The 23,473-nt window shown below is 52.6% G+C and carries 26 protein-coding genes and 6 tRNA genes; 7 read left to right on the top strand and 25 right to left on the bottom strand.

Translation table 11 applies throughout. From position 1 onward, the window contains the following. Nucleotides 1-88: 88 nt before the first annotated feature. Complete coding sequence (locus tag DW350_RS16210) at nt 89-1,471, top strand: PhoH family protein (RefSeq protein ID WP_115719934.1); 1,383 nt, start codon at nt 89-91, stop codon at nt 1,469-1,471. Here the strand turns inward: DW350_RS16210 and DW350_RS16205 are convergent. The 5 genes from DW350_RS16205 to DW350_RS16185 form a co-directional block, all read right to left on the bottom strand. After that, nucleotides 1,468-1,686 carry a DUF1289 domain-containing protein gene (locus tag DW350_RS16205; RefSeq protein ID WP_115719933.1) on the bottom strand — a complete coding sequence of 73 codons (219 nt, stop codon included), beginning with the start codon at nt 1,684-1,686 and terminating at the stop codon, nt 1,468-1,470. The two genes, DW350_RS16210 and DW350_RS16205, sit on opposite strands and share 4 nt — an antisense overlap. 52 nt (nt 1,687-1,738) lie before the next feature. After that, a tRNA-Leu gene (locus DW350_RS16200) sits at nt 1,739-1,825 on the bottom strand. Nucleotides 1,826-1,897: 72 nt separating this feature from the next. After that, a tRNA-Leu gene (locus tag DW350_RS16195) sits at nt 1,898-1,984 on the bottom strand. A gap of 166 nt (nt 1,985-2,150) precedes the next feature. Further along, nucleotides 2,151-2,237: transfer RNA gene (locus tag DW350_RS16190), tRNA-Leu, on the bottom strand. Nucleotides 2,238-2,282: 45 nt separating this feature from the next. Next, nucleotides 2,283-3,305: a methyltransferase gene (locus DW350_RS16185; protein ID WP_192954715.1), complete on the bottom strand. Its 1,023-nt coding sequence runs from the start codon at nt 3,303-3,305 to the stop codon at nt 2,283-2,285. 84 nt (nt 3,306-3,389) lie between these two features. On the opposite strand from DW350_RS16185, the gene DW350_RS16180 reads away from it, so the two are divergent. Continuing rightward, nucleotides 3,390-5,756, top strand: coding sequence for a putative bifunctional diguanylate cyclase/phosphodiesterase (locus DW350_RS16180; RefSeq protein ID WP_115719931.1), 2,367 nt, complete (start codon nt 3,390-3,392; stop codon nt 5,754-5,756). Here DW350_RS16180 and DW350_RS16175 read toward each other — a convergent pair. After that, nucleotides 5,753-6,640: a glucosamine kinase nucleotide-binding domain-containing protein gene (locus DW350_RS16175; RefSeq protein WP_115719930.1), complete on the bottom strand. Its 888-nt coding sequence runs from the start codon at nt 6,638-6,640 to the stop codon at nt 5,753-5,755. The two genes, DW350_RS16180 and DW350_RS16175, sit on opposite strands and share 4 nt — an antisense overlap. Before the next feature lie 236 nt (nt 6,641-6,876). On the opposite strand from DW350_RS16175, the gene DW350_RS16170 reads away from it, so the two are divergent. After that, nucleotides 6,877-7,383 (top strand): prolyl-tRNA synthetase associated domain-containing protein, encoded by a 507-nt coding sequence (locus tag DW350_RS16170; protein WP_115719929.1) that lies wholly within the window; start codon nt 6,877-6,879, stop codon nt 7,381-7,383. Nucleotides 7,384-7,592: 209 nt separating this feature from the next. Here DW350_RS16170 and DW350_RS16165 read toward each other — a convergent pair. The 5 genes from DW350_RS16165 to mutY form a co-directional block, all read right to left on the bottom strand. Next, nucleotides 7,593-7,668, bottom strand: a tRNA-Phe gene (locus DW350_RS16165). Nucleotides 7,669-7,677: 9 nt separating this feature from the next. Then, nucleotides 7,678-7,753: transfer RNA gene (locus tag DW350_RS16160), tRNA-Thr, on the bottom strand. An 84-nt stretch (nt 7,754-7,837) separates the two neighbouring features. Next, a tRNA-Phe gene (locus DW350_RS16155) sits at nt 7,838-7,913 on the bottom strand. Between the two features lie 99 nt (nt 7,914-8,012). Beyond that, nucleotides 8,013-8,285 (bottom strand): oxidative damage protection protein, encoded by a 273-nt coding sequence (locus tag DW350_RS16150; RefSeq protein ID WP_115719928.1) that lies wholly within the window; start codon nt 8,283-8,285, stop codon nt 8,013-8,015. Next, on the bottom strand, nt 8,282-9,328 hold the full coding sequence (mutY, locus tag DW350_RS16145; protein WP_115719927.1) for an A/G-specific adenine glycosylase: 1,047 nt from the start codon (nt 9,326-9,328) through the stop codon (nt 8,282-8,284). Before mutY ends, DW350_RS16150 begins: the two co-directional genes overlap by 4 nt. Before the next feature lie 71 nt (nt 9,329-9,399). Here mutY and trmB point away from each other — a divergent pair, with 71 nt between their 5' ends. Both trmB and DW350_RS16135 read left to right on the top strand, forming a co-directional pair. Further along, on the top strand, nt 9,400-10,104 hold the full coding sequence (gene trmB / locus DW350_RS16140; protein WP_115719926.1) for a tRNA (guanosine(46)-N7)-methyltransferase TrmB: 705 nt from the start codon (nt 9,400-9,402) through the stop codon (nt 10,102-10,104). Nucleotides 10,105-10,328: 224 nt separating this feature from the next. Next, the gene (locus DW350_RS16135) at nt 10,329-11,105 is read left to right on the top strand and encodes a DUF2884 family protein (RefSeq protein ID WP_115719925.1); all 777 of its coding nucleotides are present in this window, start codon (nt 10,329-10,331) and stop codon (nt 11,103-11,105) included. Between the two features lie 27 nt (nt 11,106-11,132). Here DW350_RS16135 and DW350_RS16130 read toward each other — a convergent pair whose 3' ends face one another. From DW350_RS16130 to DW350_RS16095, 8 genes are all read right to left on the bottom strand, one after another. After that, nucleotides 11,133-11,642, bottom strand: coding sequence for a hypothetical protein (locus DW350_RS16130; protein WP_115719924.1), 510 nt, complete (start codon nt 11,640-11,642; stop codon nt 11,133-11,135). 78 nt (nt 11,643-11,720) lie between these two features. Beyond that, entirely contained in the window at nt 11,721-12,230 is a 510-nt protein-coding gene (locus DW350_RS16125) for a hypothetical protein (protein WP_226911340.1), read from the bottom strand. A 228-nt stretch (nt 12,231-12,458) separates the two neighbouring features. Next, nucleotides 12,459-13,586 (bottom strand): radical SAM family heme chaperone HemW, encoded by a 1,128-nt coding sequence (hemW, locus tag DW350_RS16120; RefSeq protein ID WP_115720667.1) that lies wholly within the window; start codon nt 13,584-13,586, stop codon nt 12,459-12,461. 7 nt (nt 13,587-13,593) lie between these two features. After that, entirely contained in the window at nt 13,594-14,184 is a 591-nt protein-coding gene (locus tag DW350_RS16115; protein ID WP_115719922.1) for an XTP/dITP diphosphatase, read from the bottom strand. Between the two features lie 36 nt (nt 14,185-14,220). Continuing rightward, a complete protein-coding gene (locus tag DW350_RS16110; RefSeq protein ID WP_115719921.1) occupies nt 14,221-14,532 on the bottom strand; it encodes a DUF167 family protein in 312 nt (103 codons plus the stop codon). After that, nucleotides 14,532-15,077: a YggT family protein gene (locus DW350_RS16105; protein WP_115719920.1), complete on the bottom strand. Its 546-nt coding sequence runs from the start codon at nt 15,075-15,077 to the stop codon at nt 14,532-14,534. The genes DW350_RS16110 and DW350_RS16105 overlap by 1 nt, the downstream gene beginning before the upstream one ends. Further along, entirely contained in the window at nt 15,077-15,892 is an 816-nt protein-coding gene (gene proC / locus DW350_RS16100) for a pyrroline-5-carboxylate reductase (RefSeq protein WP_115719919.1), read from the bottom strand. The genes DW350_RS16105 and proC overlap by 1 nt, the downstream gene beginning before the upstream one ends. An 11-nt stretch (nt 15,893-15,903) precedes the next feature. Continuing rightward, nucleotides 15,904-16,602: a YggS family pyridoxal phosphate-dependent enzyme gene (locus DW350_RS16095; RefSeq protein ID WP_115719918.1), complete on the bottom strand. Its 699-nt coding sequence runs from the start codon at nt 16,600-16,602 to the stop codon at nt 15,904-15,906. A gap of 32 nt (nt 16,603-16,634) precedes the next feature. Between DW350_RS16095 and DW350_RS16090 the strand changes: the two genes are divergently transcribed. Both DW350_RS16090 and DW350_RS16085 read left to right on the top strand, forming a co-directional pair. Next, complete coding sequence (locus tag DW350_RS16090) at nt 16,635-17,669, top strand: type IV pilus twitching motility protein PilT (RefSeq protein ID WP_115719917.1); 1,035 nt, start codon at nt 16,635-16,637, stop codon at nt 17,667-17,669. 14 nt (nt 17,670-17,683) lie between these two features. Next, entirely contained in the window at nt 17,684-18,793 is a 1,110-nt protein-coding gene (locus DW350_RS16085) for a PilT/PilU family type 4a pilus ATPase (RefSeq protein WP_115719916.1), read from the top strand. Between the two features lie 24 nt (nt 18,794-18,817). On the opposite strand, the gene ruvX is transcribed toward DW350_RS16085, so the two are convergent. From ruvX to DW350_RS16055, 6 genes are all read right to left on the bottom strand, one after another. Then, nucleotides 18,818-19,234 carry a Holliday junction resolvase RuvX gene (gene ruvX / locus DW350_RS16080; protein WP_115719915.1) on the bottom strand — a complete coding sequence of 139 codons (417 nt, stop codon included), beginning with the start codon at nt 19,232-19,234 and terminating at the stop codon, nt 18,818-18,820. Then, a complete protein-coding gene (locus tag DW350_RS16075; protein WP_115719914.1) occupies nt 19,234-19,806 on the bottom strand; it encodes a YqgE/AlgH family protein in 573 nt (190 codons plus the stop codon). Before DW350_RS16075 ends, ruvX begins: the two co-directional genes overlap by 1 nt. 224 nt (nt 19,807-20,030) lie before the next feature. Continuing rightward, the gene (gshB, locus tag DW350_RS16070) at nt 20,031-20,963 is read right to left on the bottom strand and encodes a glutathione synthase (protein WP_115719913.1); all 933 of its coding nucleotides are present in this window, start codon (nt 20,961-20,963) and stop codon (nt 20,031-20,033) included. A gap of 9 nt (nt 20,964-20,972) precedes the next feature. Continuing rightward, nucleotides 20,973-21,701, bottom strand: a complete 729-nt coding sequence (gene rsmE / locus DW350_RS16065) for a 16S rRNA (uracil(1498)-N(3))-methyltransferase (RefSeq protein WP_115719912.1) — start codon at nt 21,699-21,701, stop codon at nt 20,973-20,975. Next, nucleotides 21,701-22,393 carry an endonuclease gene (locus tag DW350_RS16060; RefSeq protein WP_226911452.1) on the bottom strand — a complete coding sequence of 231 codons (693 nt, stop codon included), beginning with the start codon at nt 22,391-22,393 and terminating at the stop codon, nt 21,701-21,703. Before DW350_RS16060 ends, rsmE begins: the two co-directional genes overlap by 1 nt. 131 nt (nt 22,394-22,524) lie before the next feature. Beyond that, nucleotides 22,525-23,397, bottom strand: a complete 873-nt coding sequence (locus DW350_RS16055; protein WP_115719910.1) for a LysR substrate-binding domain-containing protein — start codon at nt 23,395-23,397, stop codon at nt 22,525-22,527. Nucleotides 23,398-23,473: the final 76 nt, after the last annotated feature.

The raw sequence follows: 23,473 nt of genomic DNA, 5'->3' as shown, positions 1-23,473 counted from the left end.
CTTGTTCTCCCCTTTTTTCTCCAACTATGGTTAAAGTGAGTTTGAGGTGGACAACCACCTCCTTTGGCCGTTAGTTAGGGAGAGCGCTATGGCTCCAGACGAAAGAAAAGTCTATATCCTTGATACCAACATCCTGCTGCATGAACCTCTTGCCATCTACTCCTTCGACGAACACGACGTGCTGATCCCGATGACCGTTCTGGAAGAACTGGACAACATCAAAGACCGGCGCAGCGATATCTCCAGAGATGCTCGGGCGGCGATCCGTGCCCTGGACGATGTCTTTAAAAACACCAGTCCTGAGGAAATTGCCGCAGGCGTACCATTGCCCAGCCATGATCTGGAAGGCAATCGTGGCCATATTTCTATTTATCCCGACCATGAAATAAAAGGGGAACTGGCGCATGTGCCCGGGTCGGAAGCTGACAACAAGATAATTAACGCCGCGCTGCATCTGCAAAAACAAAAGGCCCCCACCAAAGTGGTGCTGGTGACCAAAGACATCAATATGCGGCTTAAGGCCAAAGGGGCAGGCCTTCGCAATGTGGAAGACTACCGCACCGACCAGCTGGTGGATGACATTCGCTACCTGGCCAAGGGCTATCAGGAAATTGACGGCCGACTGTGGGATAAGGTCAACAAGGTGGAAAGCGAAAGCCAGGGCCGCGATACGGTGCACACCATTGCTGCCGGGGTGTTGGAAAACCTCTACACTAATGAATACATCCTTGATAACAGTGAAGATTTTGCCGCTCGCGTGTTAGAGCACGGTGATAAAGAAGTCAAACTGCTGGACTTGGGCTGTGACCGCTTAATGGCGCAGCATGCCTGGGGTATCAGCCCTAAAAATATTTTCCAAGGCCTAGCCCTCCATGCCCTGATGGACCCCAGCCTTGATTTAGTGATGCTTACCGGCCCGGCCGGTTCCGGCAAAACCCTGCTGGCGATGGCCGCAGCCCTGGAACTGGTGATAGAACGGGGCCAATACGACAAAGTAATAGTCACCCGTAATACCCCGGAAATAGCCGAAAGCATTGGTTTTTTGCCCGGCACCGAGGAAGAAAAAATGCTGCCTTGGCTGGCGGCGATCACCGACACCCTGGAAGTGCTGCACGGCTCCGATGCGCACCCATCTGGCAGCCTGCAATACATTATGGATAAAGCCAATATCCAGTTTAAATCGGTCAACTTTATGCGTGGGCGCTCTATTCAGAACGCCATTGTGTTAATCGACGAAAGCCAAAACCTGACGGCCAGTCAGCTTAAAACCATCCTTACCCGCTGCGGTGAGGGCACCAAAATGATTTGTTCCGGTAACTTGGCGCAAATTGATTCTAACTACCTAAGCCCGGTGACATCGGGGCTAACCTACATTGTGGAGCGCTTTAAGGATTTCCCAGGTTCAGCGAACGTGTACCTAGATGGGGTGGTAAGAAGCCGTTTGGCCTCTTTTGCCGAAGAAAATCTTTAATCGTCTTCTTCTTGTTGCAGGCGGGCCTTGATGGCCCGTCTTTTTTTGCGTTTTTGGCAAAGCTCTACCACTTTGCGTTTTTCAGCGTCGCTCATTTGGTTCCAGCCAAAGCGTTCATCACGGGAGCGCAAGCAGCCAAGGCAATAGCCACGGTTGTCTGCCTGGCAGACCCCGATGCAAGGGGAGGGAATTTCAAAAAATTCGAGCTGTTCCATGGCGCCAGCTTAGACGAAAAAAGGCCGGCTAAAAAGCCGACCTTTTCGAAGGTGGTGCAGATGGGGAGACTTGAACTCCCACGACCGTTAAGTCACTAACACCTGAAGCTAGCGCGTCTACCAATTCCGCCACATCTGCAAATTGTCGGACTGTTTTAAGCCGGGTCCCGGGCTAAAAAAACCTCGATTGCATCGAGGTTCTCAAATTTGTTGGTGCAGATGGGGAGACTTGAACTCCCACGACCGTTAAGTCACTAACACCTGAAGCTAGCGCGTCTACCAATTCCGCCACATCTGCATACCAAATTGTGGTGACAAGCATTGCTTACCACGGGGACGCATTCTACCCATCCAGACTGCCTCGTCAACGGTTTTTTTATGGCTGGGGCGCTATTTGCATGAAAGCTGAGCAGTGTTTTTCAATGCCAATAAAAAACCCGGCTTAAAGCCGGGTTTTTCGTGTTTGGTGCAGATGGGGAGACTTGAACTCCCACGACCGTTAAGTCACTAACACCTGAAGCTAGCGCGTCTACCAATTCCGCCACATCTGCATGTGCTGCGGCATTCTAGCGATGAGCCTTAAAATAGCAAGGCTTTTATCGGCCAGAACCTCGGCAATAGAGCACCTTAAACTTGTTGGTGCTGGCGAGGGTATCGACCTTGTTATTAAAGCCGGCGGCCAGCAAAGGCTCATATTTTAAAAAGCGATTGGCTACCAGCACTAAGTCGCCGCCTTGTACCAGCCGTTTTGGTGCTTCGGCCAAAAGCTGCTCGGTGGCGCTGTAGTCGGTGCCAACGCCGGTATGAAAAGGCGGATTGCTGATTATTTGGTGAAAGCGGCCGCTAAGGGCAGACAAACCATCGGAAGCCGTTACCTTGGCGTTTTCAATGCCATTGGCTTTTAGGGTTAGCTCGGAGGCGGTAATGGCAAGCGCAGACACATCCAGCATTTCCACTTGCGCTTCCGGTGCCTTCTTGGCGAGATAACTGCCAATGATGCCAACGCCACAACCAAAATCTAACAGCCTGCCGGTTTTAACACGCGGCAAGGACTCCAGCAGCAGCGCGGTTGCATCATCCAGTTCGCCGTGGCTGAACACGCCAGGCAGGCTCACCAGTTTTATGGTTTCGCCGGCAACTTGAAGCTCAAAGCTTTGTTGGTAGTCAGCCAAATTAAACGCCGGGGCTTTTTCGGTGAGCTCCACTTCAAACAGGCTGCAGTGGCGGGCACTGTCGATTTTCATCGGCTGACCGTAGGCTTCCAACAGTTTGGCGGCGGATTTAATACCGGCTTTGTTTTCTCCAGCCAGTAACAGCTTGCCGCCAACTGGCAATAACGCCGCCAAGGCTGCCAGCAGCATTTTGGCTTCGTCCTTGCTTTTGGGCATCACCAACAGCGCTTGCTCAACCGAAATATCGGTAGGCGCCGGGGCAAAAATGGCCTTCTCAGCCAAGGCGCGTTTGGCTTGCTGCCAGGCCACAAAGTCGGTGTGGTGTGTGTAAAGAGGGCCTTGCCATTCTTGGGCCAGCGGATCCCTTGGCGATTGGCTTATAAGCAGGGACTGGTCGGCAAAATGATCCTGATTACGAAGTAACAGCTGGCTGACGTTGGAAAGCATGGTGGGCCTCATCAAAACAAGGCGGGCAGTATAGCACCGGCTATACTCAAAAACGGACATCTAGTGCCAGGGAGGCATTATTCTGTGGCCACATTCCAGCCGCTTTCCCAAATTGCCTCAGGCTCCGCTAAAAAGCCGTTTGTGAGTCTTTACCTTAAATTGCTTTTGGTCATGATACCGGTTGCTGTTGCGATGCTGGTGTCGCTGTGGGCCTGGCATAACAACCAACAGCAACAGCTGCAATCGGTGCTAGAGCAACAGTTCCAGGCCGGCCTTATTCGCCAATTCAATGCCGAGCTGGTGGTTCAGCGCCAAAATGCCAGCCAAATTGTGCAAGCACAGCTTGGCCAAGGCGCTGTTTCCAAAGAGCGTCTGCTGGCCGTTTTACCGCTGTTTGCAAGGGACCTTCACAGCCAGGGCGTAATGCTCCGTCATGGCCAGCAAATGCTGGTTGAACAAGGCGAGCAAGGTGGTTGGCCGCATCATAACAAAACCTCTTCTCGGCTGGTTTGCCGTGAGCGCTGCTTCCAACAGATGCTGCTGCCGTTAAAGGATGGCTTAGCGCTGGGGCTGTTTTTGCCCTTGGCGCCAGTTATTGAAAAAATACATCAAAGCACCGGCTTTGGGCTGATGATGCTAAGGCCAGGAAAAGGCGAAAGCGTCTGGGGCATGGGCGTGGCAGAAACCGCCCTTGGCAGCGACTTTACCGGCTTACTGACGCAAGTATCTGCAACCGAGCCATTTGCCAGTCAGCGGCTCGAAGGCAATAAAATTTTATGGTGGCAGCCGCTGCACCAACTCGCCGCCGGGGGGCTGTTAGTTGCTGCTGATATCAGCCCTTTCACTACCTTTGCCACCCGCCAGCAGCATTTTTTGTTGTGGCTGGCCAGTCCCGTTATTTTTGTTTTATGCCTGTTGCTAGCGTGGTGGGTTTGGCTAATTGTTCAACGGCTTAACCGGCATCGCCAACAACTGCAATTATTAGCCAATGCGCCGCGGCAGGTGAGTTTTAGCGAAGCTAAATGGTGCCGGGATGAAGTTGATCATTTGCAGTTTGAGACCTTTGAATTGGCGGGCCAGTTTCAGCAAGTGCAAACGCAGATGCAAAGTCAGCTCGAATTACTGGAATATCAGCTGCGGTTTGATGAATTAACCGGCCTTGCTAACCGCCACCACCTAGAAGAAAAAATTGCACTGCTGCTTAGCCATAGCGAAGGCGATATTTTGGCGGTTATTTTTGTAGATATTCAGCAATTTAAAGCCATAAATGACAGCCTTGGTTACGACAAGGGGGACCTGCTTTTAAAAGGCATTGCCAACCGTTTGCAAGAAGTTGCCGGTACCTGCCACTGCCTTGGCCGTTTTAGTGGCGATAAATTTGTTGTGGTCATGCGTTACCGGGAAAAAGAGCGGCTCAGGCTGCTATTGCAACAGCTGCACTGGCATTTAGAACCGCCTTTGATGTTGGCCAATAGCCAATGTCAAATCTCGGCAGTATTAGGCGTAGCGCAGGTAAAAGATGAACAGATATCAGCCCAGGAATTATTACGCCGTGCCGACTTGGCACTGCATCACGCCAAAGAAAATAATCTGTCCCAAAGCTTTTTCAACGACAACATGGAAGACCGCCTGAATTCACGTATTGCTTTGGAAAGAGACCTGGATAATGCGCTGAAATTGCAGCAGTTTGAACTGTACTTGCAGCCAAAGTGCCACTTAAGTGATGGCAGTAGTGCCGGTTACGAGGCCTTGGTTCGTTGGCATCATCCCACCCGGGGGTTGGTCTCCCCGCAGGCGTTTATTCCGCAGCTGGAAAACACCGATCGGATCATCGAGCTTGGCTATTGGATCATTGAAGAGGCGCTTTCTATTCTCAGCCGTATGCAAGCTCGGGAAGGCAAGGAATGCCGGTTGGCGGTGAATTTGGCGTGCCGGCAATTTTTAGATGCGAGCTTGCCAACCTTTGTGGAAGCGGCCTTAAAACGCCACCACATTGAGAGTTACCAGTTAGAAGTGGAAGTGACCGAGTCGAGCCTGGTGGACCATTTCCAAAATGCCATGTCGTCTCTGCAAGCCCTGAAAGCACTGGGCGTGAAAATCGCTATTGATGACTTTGGTACCGGTTATTCCTCACTGAGCTACCTGCATAAACTGCCGTTTGATGTGGTTAAGGTCGATAAAAGCTTTACCCAGGAGCTGGGTAAAGACAGCACCATCGATCAAATCGTTAAAAGCCTTATCTCCCTAGTGCATAACCTGGGTGGTGAGGTGGTTGCTGAAGGCATTGAAAATACTCAGCAGTTGCAATGGCTACAGCAAGCCGGTTGCGATATTGGCCAAGGCATGTTGCTGGGGGAACCGGTTAGCGAGGCGCAGTTGATTCGCCTGCAGCAAAATACCGTACTGCTGCCGTGGCCAGCCATTGTTCGTCAGAAAAAAAGCCCCGGCTAAACTTTGGCTTGTTGGCGCGCAAAATAAATGGCGCCCTGTTCTGGAGAGCTAACGCTGTCGACAAGCTTTTCACGAATGTCAGCTGAAAGCCTGGGTTGCCATTTGGCGGCAAGGCCACCAATCATGGCTAATTTGACCGGGCCAATAGCGGTTAGCTTGGTTGCCATTGCTTGCAGGTATTGAGCGCCTTGGCTGACCAGCGCCAACGCAACCCGGTCGCCTTGGTCAGCCAGGGAAAAGACCATGGGGGCATATTTGGCAAAGGTGGCGGATGTCTGACCGATGAAGTTGTCCATGATGGCCAAACTGCCGCCGCGCCCCAATACTTCCTCAAATGCGTCCGTTAAGGCGGTGTCAGGGCCAATGCCATCACTTGCCAAAAGGCTTGCTTTTACGGCCTCAAGGCCCAGCCAGGCACCTCCTCCTTGGTCTCCCAATTGCAGACCATAGCCGCCTAACATAAGGCGCTGCGAACCCGATTTGGAAAACCCCGCTGAACCTGTGCCGGTGATAATGACGGCACCATCTTCGCCGTTATGGGCGCCAAGACTGGCTATGTGCAAGTCTGTGGTCAGGTAAAGGCCGGCAAAGGGATGACTCCAGTTTTTCATTGCGGCAACGGTTGCTGGCACATTCATGCCAGCAAGACCTGCGCCCACATGCAGATACTTCAAATAAGACAGCGAAAGGCCGGCAGCATCAAGTGCGGCTTCAGCGCATAGCGTTAACGCCTGACAAGCACCTTTTAAGTCCTGGTTTGCATTAGCTGGCCCTGCCAAGCTTTTTGATAAAGGTTGCCCCTTGGCATCACAGAGTAAGGCTCGGCATTTACTGCCGCCACCGTCGATCCCTAAAAATAAGGAAGGCGTGTTTTCAATGACCATGGTGTTTCTCTTTGAAACGGGCATAACGTATTGTTGTGAAATGGCAATGTTTAAGCCTGACATTAGCATCAACCCTTGCTAGCACGTTAAAACTGCAGTGTTGGGTAGGTAATCAATGGCCATGTTGCTGTATTGGATGATAACGCTTTGCGCATCATCAAGTGGCTTAAACCCCAGATAATTGATAACCACTGTCAGGGCGCTATGTTGCGAGCATTTAACCGTATGGAGGGGGAATGCCCCTAAATGAAGACTGTGGCCCCAAGGCGCTGCTGGCTGCTTTAGACATCACCTTTGAGCAAATTGACCACCCACCTCTTACCGACTGCCAGGCGGCAGACAAGCTTGGTGTTGTCCGGCCCGGTCAACGTATCAAAAACCTTTTTTTAAGAGACAACTACGGTAAGAAGCATGTGTTGCTACTGGTACCAGCCCACAAGCAGGTCGACCTTAAAGCCCTTTCTAAGCAAACTGGTTTGTCTCGCTTGGGGTTTGCCTCACCTGAGCGGTTAGAAAAATACCTTGGCGTAAAGCCCGGCGCGGTATCGTTACTGGCGCTTATCAATGACCGCGAGCGGGCCGTTCGTCTTTGGGTTGATGAAGGCTTATGGCAAGGGGATGATTTTCAGTGCCACCCGCTGGTGTCGACGCAAACCTTGGTGATTAGCCCAGCCGGTGTTAAGCGTTTTTGTCAGCATTTGGGGTATCAGCTGCAGCTGTTACCGGTACCCGTTCGGGACTAAAAATAGCAGGCCTGCCGATAACAAAAAGCCCCGGTCTTGCGACCAGGGCTTTTCTTTTATGGTGCCTCGAGCCGGACCAAAATGCCGGAGCATTTTGGGACATCGCTGGCGATGGCCCGAAGGGTCAGGTCCAGGGAAGGACCTGACAATCGAACGCGTTCGATGACGGCTAAAAAAAAGAAAACCCAGCCGAAGCTGGGTTTCTAATATGGTGCCTCGAGCCGGAATCGAACCAGCGACACGCGGATTTTCAATCCGCTGCTCTACCGACTGAGCTATCGAGGCAAATTTAAGTGGTGCCGGCTGCAGGAGTCGAACCCGCGACCTACTGATTACAAGTCAGTTGCTCTACCAACTGAGCTAAGCCGGCAACCAAAACTGGCTTTAGGGTCAGTAATTTATCTTAAAATTCTGACCTCAGACAAGATACTCGACCTTATCTTTTAAAAATCTATGGTGCCTCGAGCCGGAATCGAACCAGCGACACGCGGATTTTCAATCCGCTGCTCTACCGACTGAGCTATCGAGGCAACGGGCGCTAATTAAATAGATCTTTACCTAGCAAGTCAACCAGCCTGAGCTGGCTTTTCACCGGCCTTCAGACTGTTTGCTTAAAGCCTGAGCAATCTTCAGGCTTCGGGTGGCGTATAACCTTCAATTTGTGGGTCTTTGCCTTCAAAAAGAAAGTCGGTCATGGCGCCTTCCAAAAACTTGCGGTGTTCTGGGTCCATCATGTTCAGTTTCTTTTCGTTGATCAGCATGGTTTGTTTTTTCTGCCATGCCGCCCAAGCTTCCTTGGAAATATTGTCAAAGATACGTTTGCCCAGCTCGCCGGGGTAAAGCTGAAAATCTAAGCCTTCAGCCTCTTTTTTTAAGTGGGCACAAAATACGGTGCGGCTCATTGGCTGTCCTCGTTTTTCAATATATTCAAAAGCTTGGTTGTTGGGGCGGCTAAACCCACGGCCGGCGGCCGCGCCAAGTTATACCAAAGCCCTTGGCTTGCTTCCATAACGCCGCCACCGGGTAGCGCCTCTACTTCCAACAAAATAGGGGTAATGTCGAGATGAAAATGGCTAAAGGTGTGGCGAAATGGCGCTAAGGCCTGCTGGCGGTTGGCCAGCAGTTGCTGCTGTTCAAGCCAGTCACCAATATCAGCAGTATCTACTTCTGGCGGGCAGTAAAGTCCGCCCCAAAGCCCTGATGGCGGCCGCTGCTGTAGCCATATCTCGCCCGCCTTTTTAAGGAGCAAAAAAGTGCTGCTGCGTACCGGTAGTGTTTTTTTCGGCTTTTTACCGGGGTAGTCACTTTGGCGACCGGTTTGGCGGGCCCCGCAATCTTCGGCCACCGGGCAAAGCTCGCACTTGGGCTTTGAACGTGTGCAAATCATGGCGCCCAAGTCCATCATCGCCTGGTTGTAGGCAGTCACTTCTTTGCTGGGAGTTAGGGCTTCGGTGATTTCCCAGAGCTTATCGTGCACCTTTTTGTTGCCTGGCCAGCCTTCAACTTGCTGGTGCCTGGCCAATACCCGTTTGACGTTGCCGTCCAAAATGGCGAGGTCTTGCCCCAAGGACAACGACAGCACAGCGCCTGCTGTTGAACGGCCGATACCGGGCAGCGCTTGCACTTCGTCAATACGCTCAGGGAAATGGCCGCCGTGTTGGTCACGTATTTGTTGGGCTGCCTTATGCAGATTGCGGGCGCGGGCATAGTAGCCAAGGCCGGTCCAATGGTGCAGCACTTCATCCTGGGGAGCGTCTGCCAGCGCCACCACATCGGGAAAGCGCGCCATAAAACGCGCAAAATAGGGGATAACGGTAGCAACCTGGGTTTGTTGCAGCATAATTTCTGACACCCATACTTTGTAAGGGGTTTTATGCTGCTGCCAGGGCAGGGTTTTGCGGCCATGTTGGTGGTACCACGCTACCACCCGCTCAGCAAAGCTCATTGGCGATCTTCTGTCTGGAAATAGGCCGGTATTGTAGCGATAATGCCCGCCCCAAAACACAGGAGCCTCAGATGTCCGAGCAAAATGCCGAAAATGCGCCTTATCTGCGTAAGATCCGAAGCTTTGTGCGCCGCGAAGGGCGGCTGACCAAAGGCCAAGCACAAGCCTTGGATAATCATTGGCCCAGCATGGGCTTAGAGCATGGCATGGGGCTGCTGGATTTTGAAAAGGTCTTTGGCAACAACCAGCCTGTGGTGCTGGAAATTGGCTTTGGCATGGGTAAAAGCCTGGTTGAAATGGCGGGTGCTGCTCCTGAGCTTAATTTTATCGGTATCGAGGTGCATAAACCGGGGGTTGGTGCCTGTCTAATGGCGGCCAGCGAGGCCGGAGTCACTAACTTGCGGGTATTCGAGCATGACGCGGTAGAAGTGTTGGCCGACAACATTGCCGATGGCAGCCTGCATCGCTTGCAGTTGTTCTTCCCCGATCCCTGGCATAAAAAACGCCATCATAAGCGCCGTATTGTGCAGCTGGAATTTGCCGAGAGTCTGCGTAAAAAACTGGCCATTGGAGGCGTTTTTCATATGGCGACCGATTGGGAAAACTATGCCGAACATATGCTGGACGTCATGAGCGCTGCTCCCGGTTATAAAAACCAGTCGCCCAGCGGTGATTACATGCCGCGGCCAGAACATCGCCCTAAAACCAAATTTGAAGCCCGTGGTGAGCGCCTTGGTCATGGTGTTTGGGATTTAATGTTCGAACGCACCGCATAAAGCAATTCGCCCCAAAAGCGCATTTACAGGCTCTGTAGTTGCGCTTTTTTTATCGCCGCTTCCCTTGAACCCTGGCCTTTTACCGCGCCGCGATATTCGCCAAAAGCTGGTGAATATCGCTAATGGGGCTATTACGCTTATTTTTATCTCTTTGATTCATCTGCGCTTTTCTTATTGGCATGCACTTTGATTATGTCTTGTCATAATCAGCCAAGGAGCTTCTGATGAAGACGCTAATTCCACTTTTATCGCTTGTGCTGGTCGCACCATTGGTGCAGGCCAAGGATATGCATCTTAACCTCGATGAAAAATGCGAGATGAGCCTGCCCCATGACCTGAAAGTGGCAAAAAACGGCTTTACCGTTGCCGATGCAGGTAAAACCTTGATGCAGTACCAAGGTGGAACATTGTTGATTGACGGCCAGTCGCAACCACTAACGGCTAAACAGCGCCAGCAGCTGAACGATTTTAACCAAGGGCTTAGAGACAGCGCTAAAAGCGCCGCCGAGCTTGGGGTTGAGGCCATTGATTTGGCCTCAGAAATTACCACCGGCGTGCTAACCGACGTACTGGGCGAAGATAGCGCCAAAGACGTTAGCGCCGGTTTAGCGCAAGCGAAAGCCAAATTGCAGACCAAGTTACATAACGAAGACGGTACCTGGTATATCGGTGCTGGCAGTTGGGACCAAGACAGTGATGACTTTCTTGGTAAAGACTTCGAAGCCAGCATTAATAAGGCAGTACAAAAATCCATGGGCAATGTCTTTAGCCAGCTTGGCGATGCCATCAGCAATGGTAATGGCAGCTTTGAAGAGAATGTTCAAAACTGGGCCGATAATATTCAAGCCAAAGCCGACCGAATTGAAGCGGTTGCCAACCAAAAGGGTAAAGGCATAGAAAAAAAGGCCAATGCACTTTGTGGGCAATTGCTGGTGCTAGATAAGCAAGACAACCAATTTAAAGACGACTTTAGTCACTGGGTTGAGATTATTGAACAATAAAAAAACGCCGCTTAATGCGGCGTTTTTTTAGGCTTCAACCTGTTGAACATCCTGCTGCTTTTGCCGGGTGCTATAGCGCCGGTGTAGCGGGTTGTCGCTACCCCACCAAGCCAGCAATATTTCAGCAAACGGAATCAAATAAATGGCCTGTATGTGGATATTCCAAAGGTATTGCTTACCGGTAAGGTCGGAAAGGGCCAACAGCAAGCTGGCGGATAACGACACCATCAACACCAAGGTATAAAGCCAAAAGGGAGTGCGGCCTTGCTGCGCCTTCATAATGCCCTCAAAGACGAAGGCCAAAATGATCAGCTCGCGAAGGGCGTTGACGAGGTACCAAAGGCCAAAAACGGTGTCGTCACCAAACAAGTGGTTGTGTTCGTAGTCTTTTGACAGCAACACCAACAAGCCATAGGCCGCGTAGTTGGCCAGGATGGTAAGGGGTAAACGTCTTTCTTTTCGGGCGGTTACGGCGGCCAGCAGCACCATTGTCACTGCTAAAATATTAAGATAATCGCCGTTAAAAAAATCTGCCATAACCGAGTCTCTGTTTGCTGTAACGCCTAGTGTCGAACAGCGGCTCGATGAGATCAACAATACCCTGTAACAGAGGCGCTACAGTGGGGGGGGAGTCTCAGGCTTGGGTTTGCGCCAGCGGCTAAAAAAGCGGCTAATAGCATTGTTGCTGCTCCCCCAGGCAATAATTATTTCAGCGAAAGGAATCCACCTATTTACTTGGTAGTGAATAAAACGAAAACCATTTTTGCCTGCAATGATATGGCCTACTTCAGTGGAAGCATCGATTGCCATAATAACATTGAGTGTTATTGATACACTGATAACAATTAGGTAGGCCTTACACCAAGCAGGTCTTGCTTTATTAAGAAACCAAGCATCAAGTAAGAAGGCCAAAATAATGACTTCTCTTAAAGCTTGAAGTAGATAATAGGAATCGCCAATAGAGTATACATGTATAGACCCTTTAAAATGGGTCAAACTAAACTCCATTGCATACCAGATAAGATAATTTGCAATTATCAACGATACGAGCCGCTTGGAATCTTTAGAAAGAATCCAAGCGGCTCCAATAATCACCAGTGCAAAGCTATTGACTAGCTCTATCACTGAGTTTGGGTGCATCTAACTAACCTTTTGTCAGTTGCTTTTATTATTGTTCGAGGTGTCCGAATCTTTCTTATCGGTATCACCGTCTTGGCCAGAACCTGGCATAACGCTCTCCTTGTTTTGTTTATCTTCCATTAAGAGCTTATTTAATTCGGCCGTTAATGCAAAGCGTTTTTTGGGCCGACCTAAAGTCAGCCTTGCGTGCTGACAAAAAATGTTGGTTTTATGTCAAAGAAAAGATGCCAATAGTTGATTTAAATAGCGGTGACCTTGTTCCGTTACCTGCCAGTGACTGTGGGTGTCGCTAATCATGCCTTTGGCCTTGGCATCACGCAGCTGACTTTCGGCCTCTGCCAATGCCAGCCCGGTGCGTTCAACAAAGTCTGCTTTGGGTACATCTTCAAAAAGCCGCAGCCGGTTCATAAAAAACTCAAACGGCAGGTCGCTTTGCTCCACGGTTATTTGCTGGTCCATAAAACGGCGGCCTGGCTCTAAATAGCCTTTGGGGTGGCGCACTTTCACGGTACGTAAAATGTGGCCATCGGTTTGAGTCAGTTTGCCGTGGGCACCGCAACCAATGCCGAGGTAGTCACCAAAGCGCCAGTAATTAAGGTTATGGCGCGCTTCAAAGCCGGGTTTGGCATAAGCCGATATTTCGTATTGGCGGTAACCGGCTGCCAGCAGCAGCTCGTGGCCGGCCTCTTGAATGGCCCACAACGTATCGTCGTCGGGCAGTACCGGCGGCTTGCTGGCAAAAAGGGTATTGGGCTCTATGGTCAGCTGGTACCAAGACAGGTGGGCAGGGTTACAGGCAATGGCCTGTTTAAGGTCATCAAGGGCATCTTCTTGGCGCTGATTGGGTAGGCCATGCATCAAATCAAGGTTAAAGCTTTTTACCCCGCAATCGGCGGCCAGCGCCGCTGCGCGTAGGGCTTCGCTTGGGCCATGAATGCGGCCCAGCAGGTTAAGCTTTTCTTGCTGCAAACTTTGTACGCCAATCGACAGGCGATTAACGCCACCTTCGGCAAAGCCTTTAAACTTGTCCGCCTCAACCGTGCCAGGGTTGGCCTCCAGGGTGATTTCAATATCATCCGCAAATGCGATCCGGGCTTTAACGCCCGCAAGCAAGCGAGCAATAGCCGCCGTTGAAAACACACTAGGAGTGCCGCCGCCAATAAAAATGCTGCCAAGGGGGCGGCCACCTGTCAGGGGTAAGTCGGCTTCAAGGTCGGCCAGCAAGGCCTCGACGTACTCGGCCTCGGGAATGGCGCCCTTAATCGCATGGGAGTTAAAGTCGCAATAAGGGCACTTTTCCACGCACCAAGGGATGTGGATGTACAGCGAAAGTGGCGGCAGTGGCACCTTATTCCCCCAGCTGGGCGATTAACGCTTTCAGCGCCTGGCCGCGGTGGCTAACGGCGTTTTTTTCTGCTTTGCTGAGCTCGGCGGCGGTTTTACCCAAGCTGGGTACCACAAATACCGGGTCGTACCCGAAGCCACCTTCACCCTGTGCCTCTAGGGCAATACGTCCTTCCCAGGCGCCTTGGCAAATAATGGGGGTAGGGTCGTCAGCGTGGCGTAAAAACACCAAGCAACAAACAAAACGGGCGCTGCGGGCATCTTTCGGCACACCGCTGAGCTCTGCCATAAGCTTGGTGATGTTTTTGGCGTCGGTGGCGTCTTCGCCGCTATAGCGGGCGGAATAAATACCCGGCGCTCCGGCCAGGGCATCAACCACCAGGCCTGAGTCGTCAGCAATGGCTGGCAGGCCGGTGATGCGGGCCGCGTGGCGGGCTTTAATGATGGCGTTTTCCACGAAGGTGGTACCGGTTTCGGGTACCTCGGGAACATCGAATTCGCTTTGGGCAACAACGTGCAGTTTTAACGGCGCCAACATGGCGTCCAATTCACGCACCTTACCGGCATTGCCGGTCGCCAGTACTATCTTGCTCATGGCACCTCCAGAAAATTCGCGCGCTACTATAGCACATCAATACTCACTGGCTGTGGCCTGGGTGCTGAGCCATTGCCATTGGCTTGGCGGCGTAAACGGCCCTTTGAGCCGCACCTTTTTATGGCGGCTCAGTTCACCCTTTTCAATCTCGACCTGGCTTTTGGCAATACGGCACTGTTTAGCGAGGTATTTACGAATGTGTTCGTTGGCTTTGCCGTCGGTCGGCGGCGCGGTAATGGCCAGTTTGAGCTCATCGCCGTGCAGGCCACAAAAGCCGTCACGGCTGGCTTTAGGTTGCACATAAAGTTGCAGGACCAAATCTTGGCCCTGCCACTCAAACGCCACCATTAGAAGCTGCCGAGCAGATCCTGCAGAAGGATCCGAATAAAGTAGATAACCAGCAGCAGCACCATTGGCGACAGATCCAGGCCACCAATCACCGGAATAATACGGCGAATGGGGCGCAGTAGCGGGTCAACCAAGCTGTTTAGCGCATTACCTACCGGGTGATAACCCTGTACCACCCAGCTGAGAATGGCACTGGCAAACACCACGTAAATCAGCAGTTGGAAAATGGTGCTCAGCAGCAGTAAGGGCGCCGAGAATACGATGGCCAACACCGGCGGAATGCCGCCGCCGGCAATGAGGTTAATAACCACCAATTCTATGCCAGAGAGCACCAGCGCCACCAACACCGAGGCGGTGTCGATGGGGCCGATGGCCGGTATCACCTTGCGCAGCGGCCCAACAATCGGCTGGGTTACCTTCACCACAAACTGGCTAAAGGGGTTGTAGAACTCCACCTTGGCCCATTGCAGCCACACCCGCAGTAGCACCACCATGATGTAGAGCTCAAACAGGGTTTTAAAGAGGAAAACAAAGGCGTTGCTCATTAAAGCTCCTTGGCCATTTCACGGGCTCGCTCTATGGCGGCGTCCATGGCGTTGGCAACAATGGTTTCAAGGCCGGCGGCCTGAAAGGATTCTATCGCTTTGGCCGTGGTACCACCCGGTGAGGTTACCTGGCGGCGCAGTTCGCGAATGGGCATCTCGCGGCGGCGAACCATTTCGGCGGCGCCACTGGCGGTTTGCTGTACCAGCTCACGGGCGGTGGCAGCGTCAAAACCCAGTTCAATGGCTTTGGTTTCCATCGCTTCCATAAACAAAAAGAAGTAGGCCGGGGCAGAGCCAGCGGCGGCAATAATGTGGTCAAGCTCGGCTTCGGTTTTCACCCAGGCGGTTTTACCTACAGCGCGCATTAACATGTCGGCCACGGCTTTGTCGTCTTTGGTGGTACTGTCTGAGGCGTAAAGGCCGGTCATGCCAAGGCCAACCAGTGACGGTGTATTGGGCATGGTGCGCACCAATGGTACGGCTTTGCCAAACCAGCTTTCAAAGTGCTCAACGGTAACGCCGGCAGCAATGGAAATAAAAAGGCGTTTGCCGTCGTTAAGGTGGGCCAGCTGCTTTACCACGTCTTCCATCATGTAGGGTTTTACCCCCAGTACCACCACATCTGCCGCTTCGGCGGCTTTGATATTGTCGGTAGTGGTGTTGATGCCTAACTCTGAAGCCAAGGTGTCTAATTTACCTTGCGAGCGGTTAGACGCCGTTACCTGTGTTTTGGGGTAACCGGAGGCGATAAGGCCGCCCATAATAGCGCCAGCCATGTTGCCCGCGCCGATAAATGCAATGTGCTTTTGTTCCATGTTCAACCTTGTTAGTTAGTGCGGGCACCGAAGATGGCAGTACCCAGGCGAACCATAGTGGTGCCCTCCATGATAGCGATTTCCAGGTCGCCGCTCATCCCCATCGACAAAGTGTCTAGCTGCGGGTGCTGGCTTTTTAGCGTATCAAACAGCTTTTTCATGGCCTGAAACTCGCTTTGCTGCACCGCTGGCGTGGCGTCTGTAGAGCCAATTGCCATCAGCCCGCGCAGGGTTAAATTGTCCATTTGCGCCACGGTTTGTGCCAATGACAATACCTCATCGGGCTTAACACCAGACTTACTTTCTTCACCGCTGATGTTTACTTGTATGCAAATTTGGATGGGTTTAAGGTGAGCTGGCCTTTGCTCATTAAGGCGCTTGGCTATTTTGGCGCGATCAAGGCTTTGCACCCAGTCAAAGTGCTCAGCAACCACGGCCGTTTTATTAGATTGCAGAGGGCCAATAAGGTGCCACTGGGGCTGAAACTGTGGGAACTGGGCAGCTAGGGTTTGAATTTTGTCTACGCCTTCTTGCACGTAGTTTTCACCGAAGGCGTGCTGGCCGCACTCCAGTGCAGCAACGATATCCGCAAGGGGTTTTCGTTTGCTGACCGAGAGTAAGGTAATGGTTTTTGGGTCACGGCCTGCAACCTTGGCGGCTTTAGCAATGTGGGCGTAAGCGCCCTCTAAGCGTTCTGCTATGGTTGTCATGTTGGCCCGCAGTCAAGAGTGATAACAAGAACATGGATATTACCGAACTCCTGGCATTCAGCGTCAAGCATAATGCCTCCGACTTGCATATTTCTGCGGGTGTACCGCCGATGATTAGGGTTGACGGCGACGTGCGCCGTATCAATCTACCCGCCCTTGAGCACAAAGAAGTGCATTCGCTTATCTACGACATCATGAATGATAAGCAGCGTAAGGAATACGAAGAAAACCTGGAAGTGGACTTTTCCTTCGAAGTGCCCGGAGTGGCGCGGTTTCGTGTTAATGCCTACAACCAGAACCGCGGCGCGGCGGCAGTGTTTCGGACCATCCCGTCAAAGGTGCTTACCCTGGATGATTTAGGCGCGCCCGCCATTTTTAAAGACATCGTTACCAAGCCTCGTGGCTTGGTGCTGGTCACCGGCCCCACCGGCTCCGGTAAATCCACCACCCTGGCGGCGATGATTGATTATGTGAATGACAACCGGCACGACCACATTCTCACCATTGAAGATCCCATCGAATTTGTACACGAAAACAAAAAGTGCCTGATTAACCAGCGGGAAGTGCATCGCGACACCCACAGCTTTTCTAACGCGCTGCGCTCAGCGCTACGTGAAGACCCGGATGTGGTGCTGGTTGGGGAATTGCGTGACTTAGAAACCATTCGCTTGGCGCTCACGGCGGCCGAAACCGGCCATTTGGTGTTTGGTACCTTGCACACCAGCAGCGCCGCCAAAACCATTGACCGTATCATCGACGTGTTCCCGGCTGGGGAGAAATCCATGGTGCGCTCCATGCTGTCTGAGTCCTTGCAAGCCGTTATTTCGCAAACCCTGTTAAAGAAAAACGGCGGTGGCCGGGTGGCGGCGCACGAAATCATGATTGGCACCCCCGCCATTCGTAACCTTATCCGCGAAGATAAGGTGGCGCAGATGTATTCAGCCATTCAAACCGGCATGAGCCACGGTATGCAAACCCTGGATCAATGCTTAAAAGAGCTGGTTAACCGTAACCAAATTAATCGCCTTGATGCCCGTGCCAAGGCGGTGGACAAAAACGCCTTCTAAAGGAGCCGTGTCCCATGGACATGAAAAGTCTGCTGCAACGCATGAGCGAGCTTAGCGCCTCGGACTTATTTATTACCTCGGGGCTGCCGCCGTGCTTGAAGGTCAACGGCGACATCCGCCCGGTTAGCGAACAGCGGCTGGCGTTTGCTGAGGCCAAAGCCTTGGTGGAAAGCGTGATGAATGAGCGCCAGCTTAAAGAATTTCAAGAACATAAAGACGCTAACTTTGCCATTTCGGTGCGCGGTATTGGCCGTTTTCGGGTGTCGGCTTTTACCCAGCGTGACGCTGCTGGCATGGTGCTGCGGCGCATTCAAACCCAAATTCCCACTATTGACGAATTGGAACTGCCACCGATTTTAAAAGATATCGTTATGACCAAACGCGGCCTGGTGTTGATGGTTGGTGCCACCGGTACCGGTAAGTCCACCACCCTGGCGGCCATGGTGGGCTATCGCAATGAAAATAGCCGCGGCCACATCGTTACCATTGAAGATCCCATTGAATTTGTACACGAACACAAGCGCAGCATCATTACCCAGCGGGAAGTGGGCATTGATTGCGAGTCTTTCGATGTGGCGCTGAAAAACAGCCTGCGCCAAGCCCCCGACGTAATTTTACTGGGGGAAATTCGTAGCCAGGAAACCATGGAATTTGCCCTGGCCTTTGCCGAGACCGGCCATTTGTGTATGGCCACCTTGCATGCCAACAATGCCAACCAAGCCCTGGAGCGGGTGCTGCATTTGGTGCCCAAGGAAAAACATGGGCAGTTTTTGTTTGATATGAGCCTTAACCTGCGGGCCATTATTGCTCAGCAATTAGTGCCAAGGCGCGACGGTAATGGCCGGGTGGTGGCTACCGAAGTGCTGCTGCAATCGCCACTGATGTCAGAGCAAATTCGCAAAGGGGAAATTCACCTGTTAAAAGACACCATGGAGCGCTCACGCGAGCAAGGCATGATAACCTTTGACCGCAGCCTGTTTGAGCTCTACGCCAAGGGTGAAATTAGTTACGCCGATGCGCTGCATTATGCCGACTCGCCCAACGATCTGCGGCTAATGATAAAGCTCAGCCAAAATGAAACCGGTAAAACCACCTCGTTAGATAACGTCACGGTAGAGCGTTAAAAAAGGCGCCAGGTGGCGCCTTTTTTAATACTGGTTTTCAAACCACGACTCTAAAATCAGGCAAGCCGACACCGAGTCGATTTTGCCTTTTTCCAAAGCGCTATAGCCGCCGTTTTCAAAGAGCCATTCTTTGGCTGAGGCGGTGGTCAGGCGCTCGTCTTGGCTGGCGACCTGAAGGCCAAAACGGCCATGTAAGCGGCCGGCAAATTTCTTGGCGGCAGCCGTGGTATTTTGCTCGGTGCCGTCCATGTTAAGCGGCAATCCCACCACCAATAAATCCGGCTGCCACTCTTTAAGCACTTTGGCGACAATATCCCAGTTGGGCTGGCCATCAACGGCTTTGATGGCGGCCAGTGGCTGCGCCGAGCCGGTAATATCCTGGCCCACGGCCACACCGATGCTTTTGGCACCGTGGTCAAAGGCAATAACGGTTTTTGGCATTAAGCGTGACCTACATCGTTAGACAATTGCCAGATATCAAAGCCCAGGTGTTCACAGGCTTTTTGCCAGCGTTTGGACGCCGGGGTGTCAAACAGCAGTTCTTGGGCGAAGTCGTCGTCGGCAGGCACCAGTAACCAGGAATTGTCAGCCAGCTCTTGTTCAAGTTGGCCGGCATCCCAGCCGGCATAACCTAAGGTCACCATAAAACTGTCGGGGCCGTGGTCGTTGCCAAGGGCCGAGAGAATATCCACCGAAGTGGTCACCATCAGGCTGTCGCCCAACGACAAGCTGGCGTTATAGCCGCGCTTGGGAGTGTGAATAACAAAGCCCCGTTCGGGATTGACCGGGCCACCGGAAAACACATAGCGGCCACTTAATAACTCCGGCTCTTCATCTTCTACCAACTGCAACTGCCGTAGCATGTCGGTAACGGTGATATTCACTGGATGATTCACCACCAAGCCCATGGCACCTTCATCATTGTGCTCGCACAAATAGGTGACACTGCGGGCAAAGTAAGGGTCCCGCATGGTGGGTGTGGCAATCAAAAAGTGGTTTTGCAAACTACGCATCGGCAGCACCTGTCAGAGCTTTCCCCCAAGTATGGCCATTTACGACCAGCAGTAAACAGTTAACTGGCCGCAGAGGGCGGCATTTTCAAGACAAGTGGCCTGAACGGGTAAGGCTTAACCAGTTTGCAGCTCGTTCTGCCTGCTGTTTTAGCTGACACCAAAGGCCGCAAGAGTGTGGTTGGGGCTGGGAGTAAAAAAGGGCGCCAAAGGCGCCCTTTTTAGCGTTAGGCGCCGAGGGCCTCAAACAGGCGGGCGCAGATATTAATGCCGGTAGCGGCTTCAATTTCCCGCACGCAGGTAGGGGAGGTGACGTTGATTTCGGTGAGCTTGTCGCCAATCACGTCAAGACCGACAAAGTAGAGGCCACGCTTCATCAATTCCGGCCCTAAGGTTTCGGCGATGTGGCGTTCTGCGTCACTAATGGGGCGCACTTCACCGCGGCCACCCGCCGCCAAATTGCCACGGGTTTCGCCGCCTTGGGGAATGCGAGCCAACACGTGTTCAACCGGTTTGCCACCCACCACCAGCACCCGTTTGTCGCCATCTTTGATGGCAGGCAGGTATTTTTGTGCCATGCAGTAGCGGCTGCCGTGTTCGGTCAGGGTTTCGATGATCACCCCAAGGTTAGACTCGTCTGGTTTTAAGCGAAAAATAGAGGCGCCGCCCATACCGTCGAGGGGTTTGAAAATCACATCGCCGTGCTCGGCGTGAAACGCCTTGAGGCGGGCACTGGAGCGGGTAACCAGGGTGGTAGGGGTAAATTGGGGGAACCAGGCGGTAAAGAGCTTTTCATTGCAGTCGCGCAGGCTCTGCGGCTTGTTCACCACTTTCACGCCTTGTTCTTCGGCCCGCTCCAAAATGTAGGTGGCGTAAATGTATTCGGTGTCAAAGGGCGGATCTTTACGCATCAGAATAATATCGAGCTCTTTGAGCGGCGCGGTTTTTGTCTCGGCCAGCTGATAGTAATCTTTGGGGTCGTCTTTGACGGAAAATGCGGTCATCGTCGCCAGTGGCTCACCGTCTTCGAGCATTAAATCCTGCATTTGCATGTAATACAGGCTGTGGCCGCGGCGCTGGGCCTCAAGGGCCATGGCAAAAGTGGTGTCTTTTTTGGTGTTAATGGCCTCGATGGGGTCCATTACAATGCCGACTTTCATGTTAACTCCTTATCCCAGATCGCCCAGGCTCAGTTGCAGGGCGCTGATGGCAGCCAGGGCCGCAGTTTCGGTGCGCAATACCCTGGGGCCCAGTAATACGTCGGTAAAGCCAGCTTGACTGGCTAATGCTACTTCTTCGTCGCTAAAGCCACCTTCCGGGCCTATTAGAAGCCGGGCCGCCGAGGCCTTGCTAAGGCTGGCAATGCCGCCTTTAGCGTAGGGGCTTAAGGTTAGGCTGTGGCCGTCAAAGGGGGCCTGTACCCAGTCATTTAAGATGGCAACTTCGTTAACTGTTGGTACCTTGGCCCGGCCGCATTGCTCGCAAGCGCTGGTGGCAATTTTCTGCCATTGGCCAACCTTTTTGTCCAGCCTGTCGCCTTGCAGCTTAACCCCGCAGCGTTCAGAAAAAAGCGGCGTGATTTGGGTTACGCCCAGCTCCACCGCCTTTTGAATCACAAACTCCATGCGCTCGCCACGGGAAATCACCTGCCCTAAATGAATGGCCAGCGGCGACTCGTTGGCTAAGGCTTCGGCCTTATTAATACGCACCTGCACCTGCTTTTTACCCGCCTCAACAATCTCGGCGTGGTAGTCGTTGCCATCACCGTTGAAAAGCCGCAGTGGCTGGCCTGCTTGCATCCGCAATACGCGGCCAACGTGGTTGGCGCCGTCCTCACTTAGCAGCAGGGTTTGGCCGGTGGCTAGGGGCTGCGGCTCGTAAATGCGCGGGTTTCGCATTATTTCTCCTTGCGGGCCATATTCAGGCAAGCCTGGGTAACAAAGGGGTTGTCGTTCCCTTGCAGGGTTTTAATTTCTTGGTTGCGCCGACACTCCCAGCTATCCACAGGGTAGAGCTTGTTCCAGGCCTTAAACAACTGCTGTTGCTGGCGGGAAAGGCGAATGCCGTATTGTTTTTGCATATAAAAATAGGTGCGGGCAATCACGCCGCGGGCGCGTTTGGGCGGCATGGCGCGGCGGTCTTTAAAGTCCACCACCATGGTGCAAGCGCCATATTGTTTGGGCTGCTGGTTCCAGGCCGAAAAGTGGTAGTTGGAACGGTCGCCGTTGACTTCACCAATGGCGGGCGCCAGGTTGTGCAAGTCACCTTCCATGCGCTCAAAGCGGCCATCTTTTTTACAGTCGCGGCGGCCACCTTTTTGCCAGCACTGCAGTTGATGGCCAAACTCCCAAGCCGGCATGACATGTTCCCATTCAATACGGTTAGCACGGCGCGGCTGCTTGCGCACCTGATAGCCGCAACTGTTTAGCTGTGGCACACCTTTTTTACCGTGCCAATCGATGCGGCAACCGCAATAGATGGTTTCGGGGTGTTGTTTATAAAGTTCTGTGGCCAAGCGTTTGGCTTTACTAAAACTTTCTACGGCAAAGCTGGGGCTGGCGGTAAAAGCCAGTACCAGTAAAAGCAACATCAGGCGCATTAACGACGTGAGCCTTGCAATATCTTAGTTGTGATGTCGGCATTGTCCGGGATCTGTGTTGCCGGACTCAAGTGTTTTAACCGCGCAATGGCCTTCGCTGACAGCCACTATTGGCTAAACCATCAGACAAACCCTTGCGCCTTTAGGTGCGCTGCTAAGTGGCTTACAAAGCGGGCCACTCTTGGGGTTTGCGCCAATCTTGCCGGGTGCAGCGCCCACACCGCGCTGTCTTTTGGCCTAAGGCTTGCCAGCACTTCAATAAGCTGGCCGCTTTCAAGGTAAGGCTGCACGTAGTAGTCGGGTAGCTGCACTATGCCTAGGCCATCAAGGGCCGCATCAAGCAGCACTTGCCCGGAATTAATGCGCAGCCTTGCATCCAGCTGTAATGGTCCTTGGCGGCTTTCCCAATAACCCAAGGTGCCCAATAGGCAGCTGTGCTGGGCAAGTTCGCTGGCGGTTTGCGGAGCTGCATGCTTGGCAAAATAGCCAGGGCTGGCGCAGATGTAGAGCTTTCTTGGCGCCAGCTTGTGGGCTATGTGGCTGGAGTCTTCGAGGTTTCCTAAACGAATGGCCAAGTCAATGCTGTCGGCAACCAGGTCGAGGTTGTCGTTGGTCAGAATAAGGTCAATTTTAAGGGCCGGGTATTGCGCCAAAAAGCTCATCACTGCCGGGGCAACATAGCGCTCACCAAAGGCGGTAGAGGCGGTAATGCGCAGCCTTCCTTGTAAGGTGCCTTCCAGGGTTGTCACCGCATCTTCGGCTTTTTCCAAGCCATCTAACAAACCGCGAGCATGTTGGTAGTAAAGCTCGCCGGAGTCAGTCACCATCAATTGGCGGGTGGTACGTTTAATCAGTTGGCTACCCAGGCGCTGCTCTAACGCCTTTAGCTGGCGGCTAATGTGGGCCACCGACACCCCAAGCTTGCGGGCCGCACCAGACAGGCTTTGCTGCTCTACCACTGCCACTAAGGCTTCTAAGCCGTCAAATTTGCTCATCTTTACTGTATAGAAAATCTGTTTTGTTGTTGAGGTGATTATCTCAGCCTCAGACCACAATACAATGGCCTAAACC

The sequence above is a fragment of the Gallaecimonas mangrovi genome (assembly GCF_003367375.1).
In the GTDB taxonomy this organism is placed as follows: domain Bacteria; phylum Pseudomonadota; class Gammaproteobacteria; order Enterobacterales; family Gallaecimonadaceae; genus Gallaecimonas; species Gallaecimonas mangrovi.
Note: the sequence above shows the minus strand (reverse complement) of the source record. Positions and strands in the feature narration are given on the sequence as shown.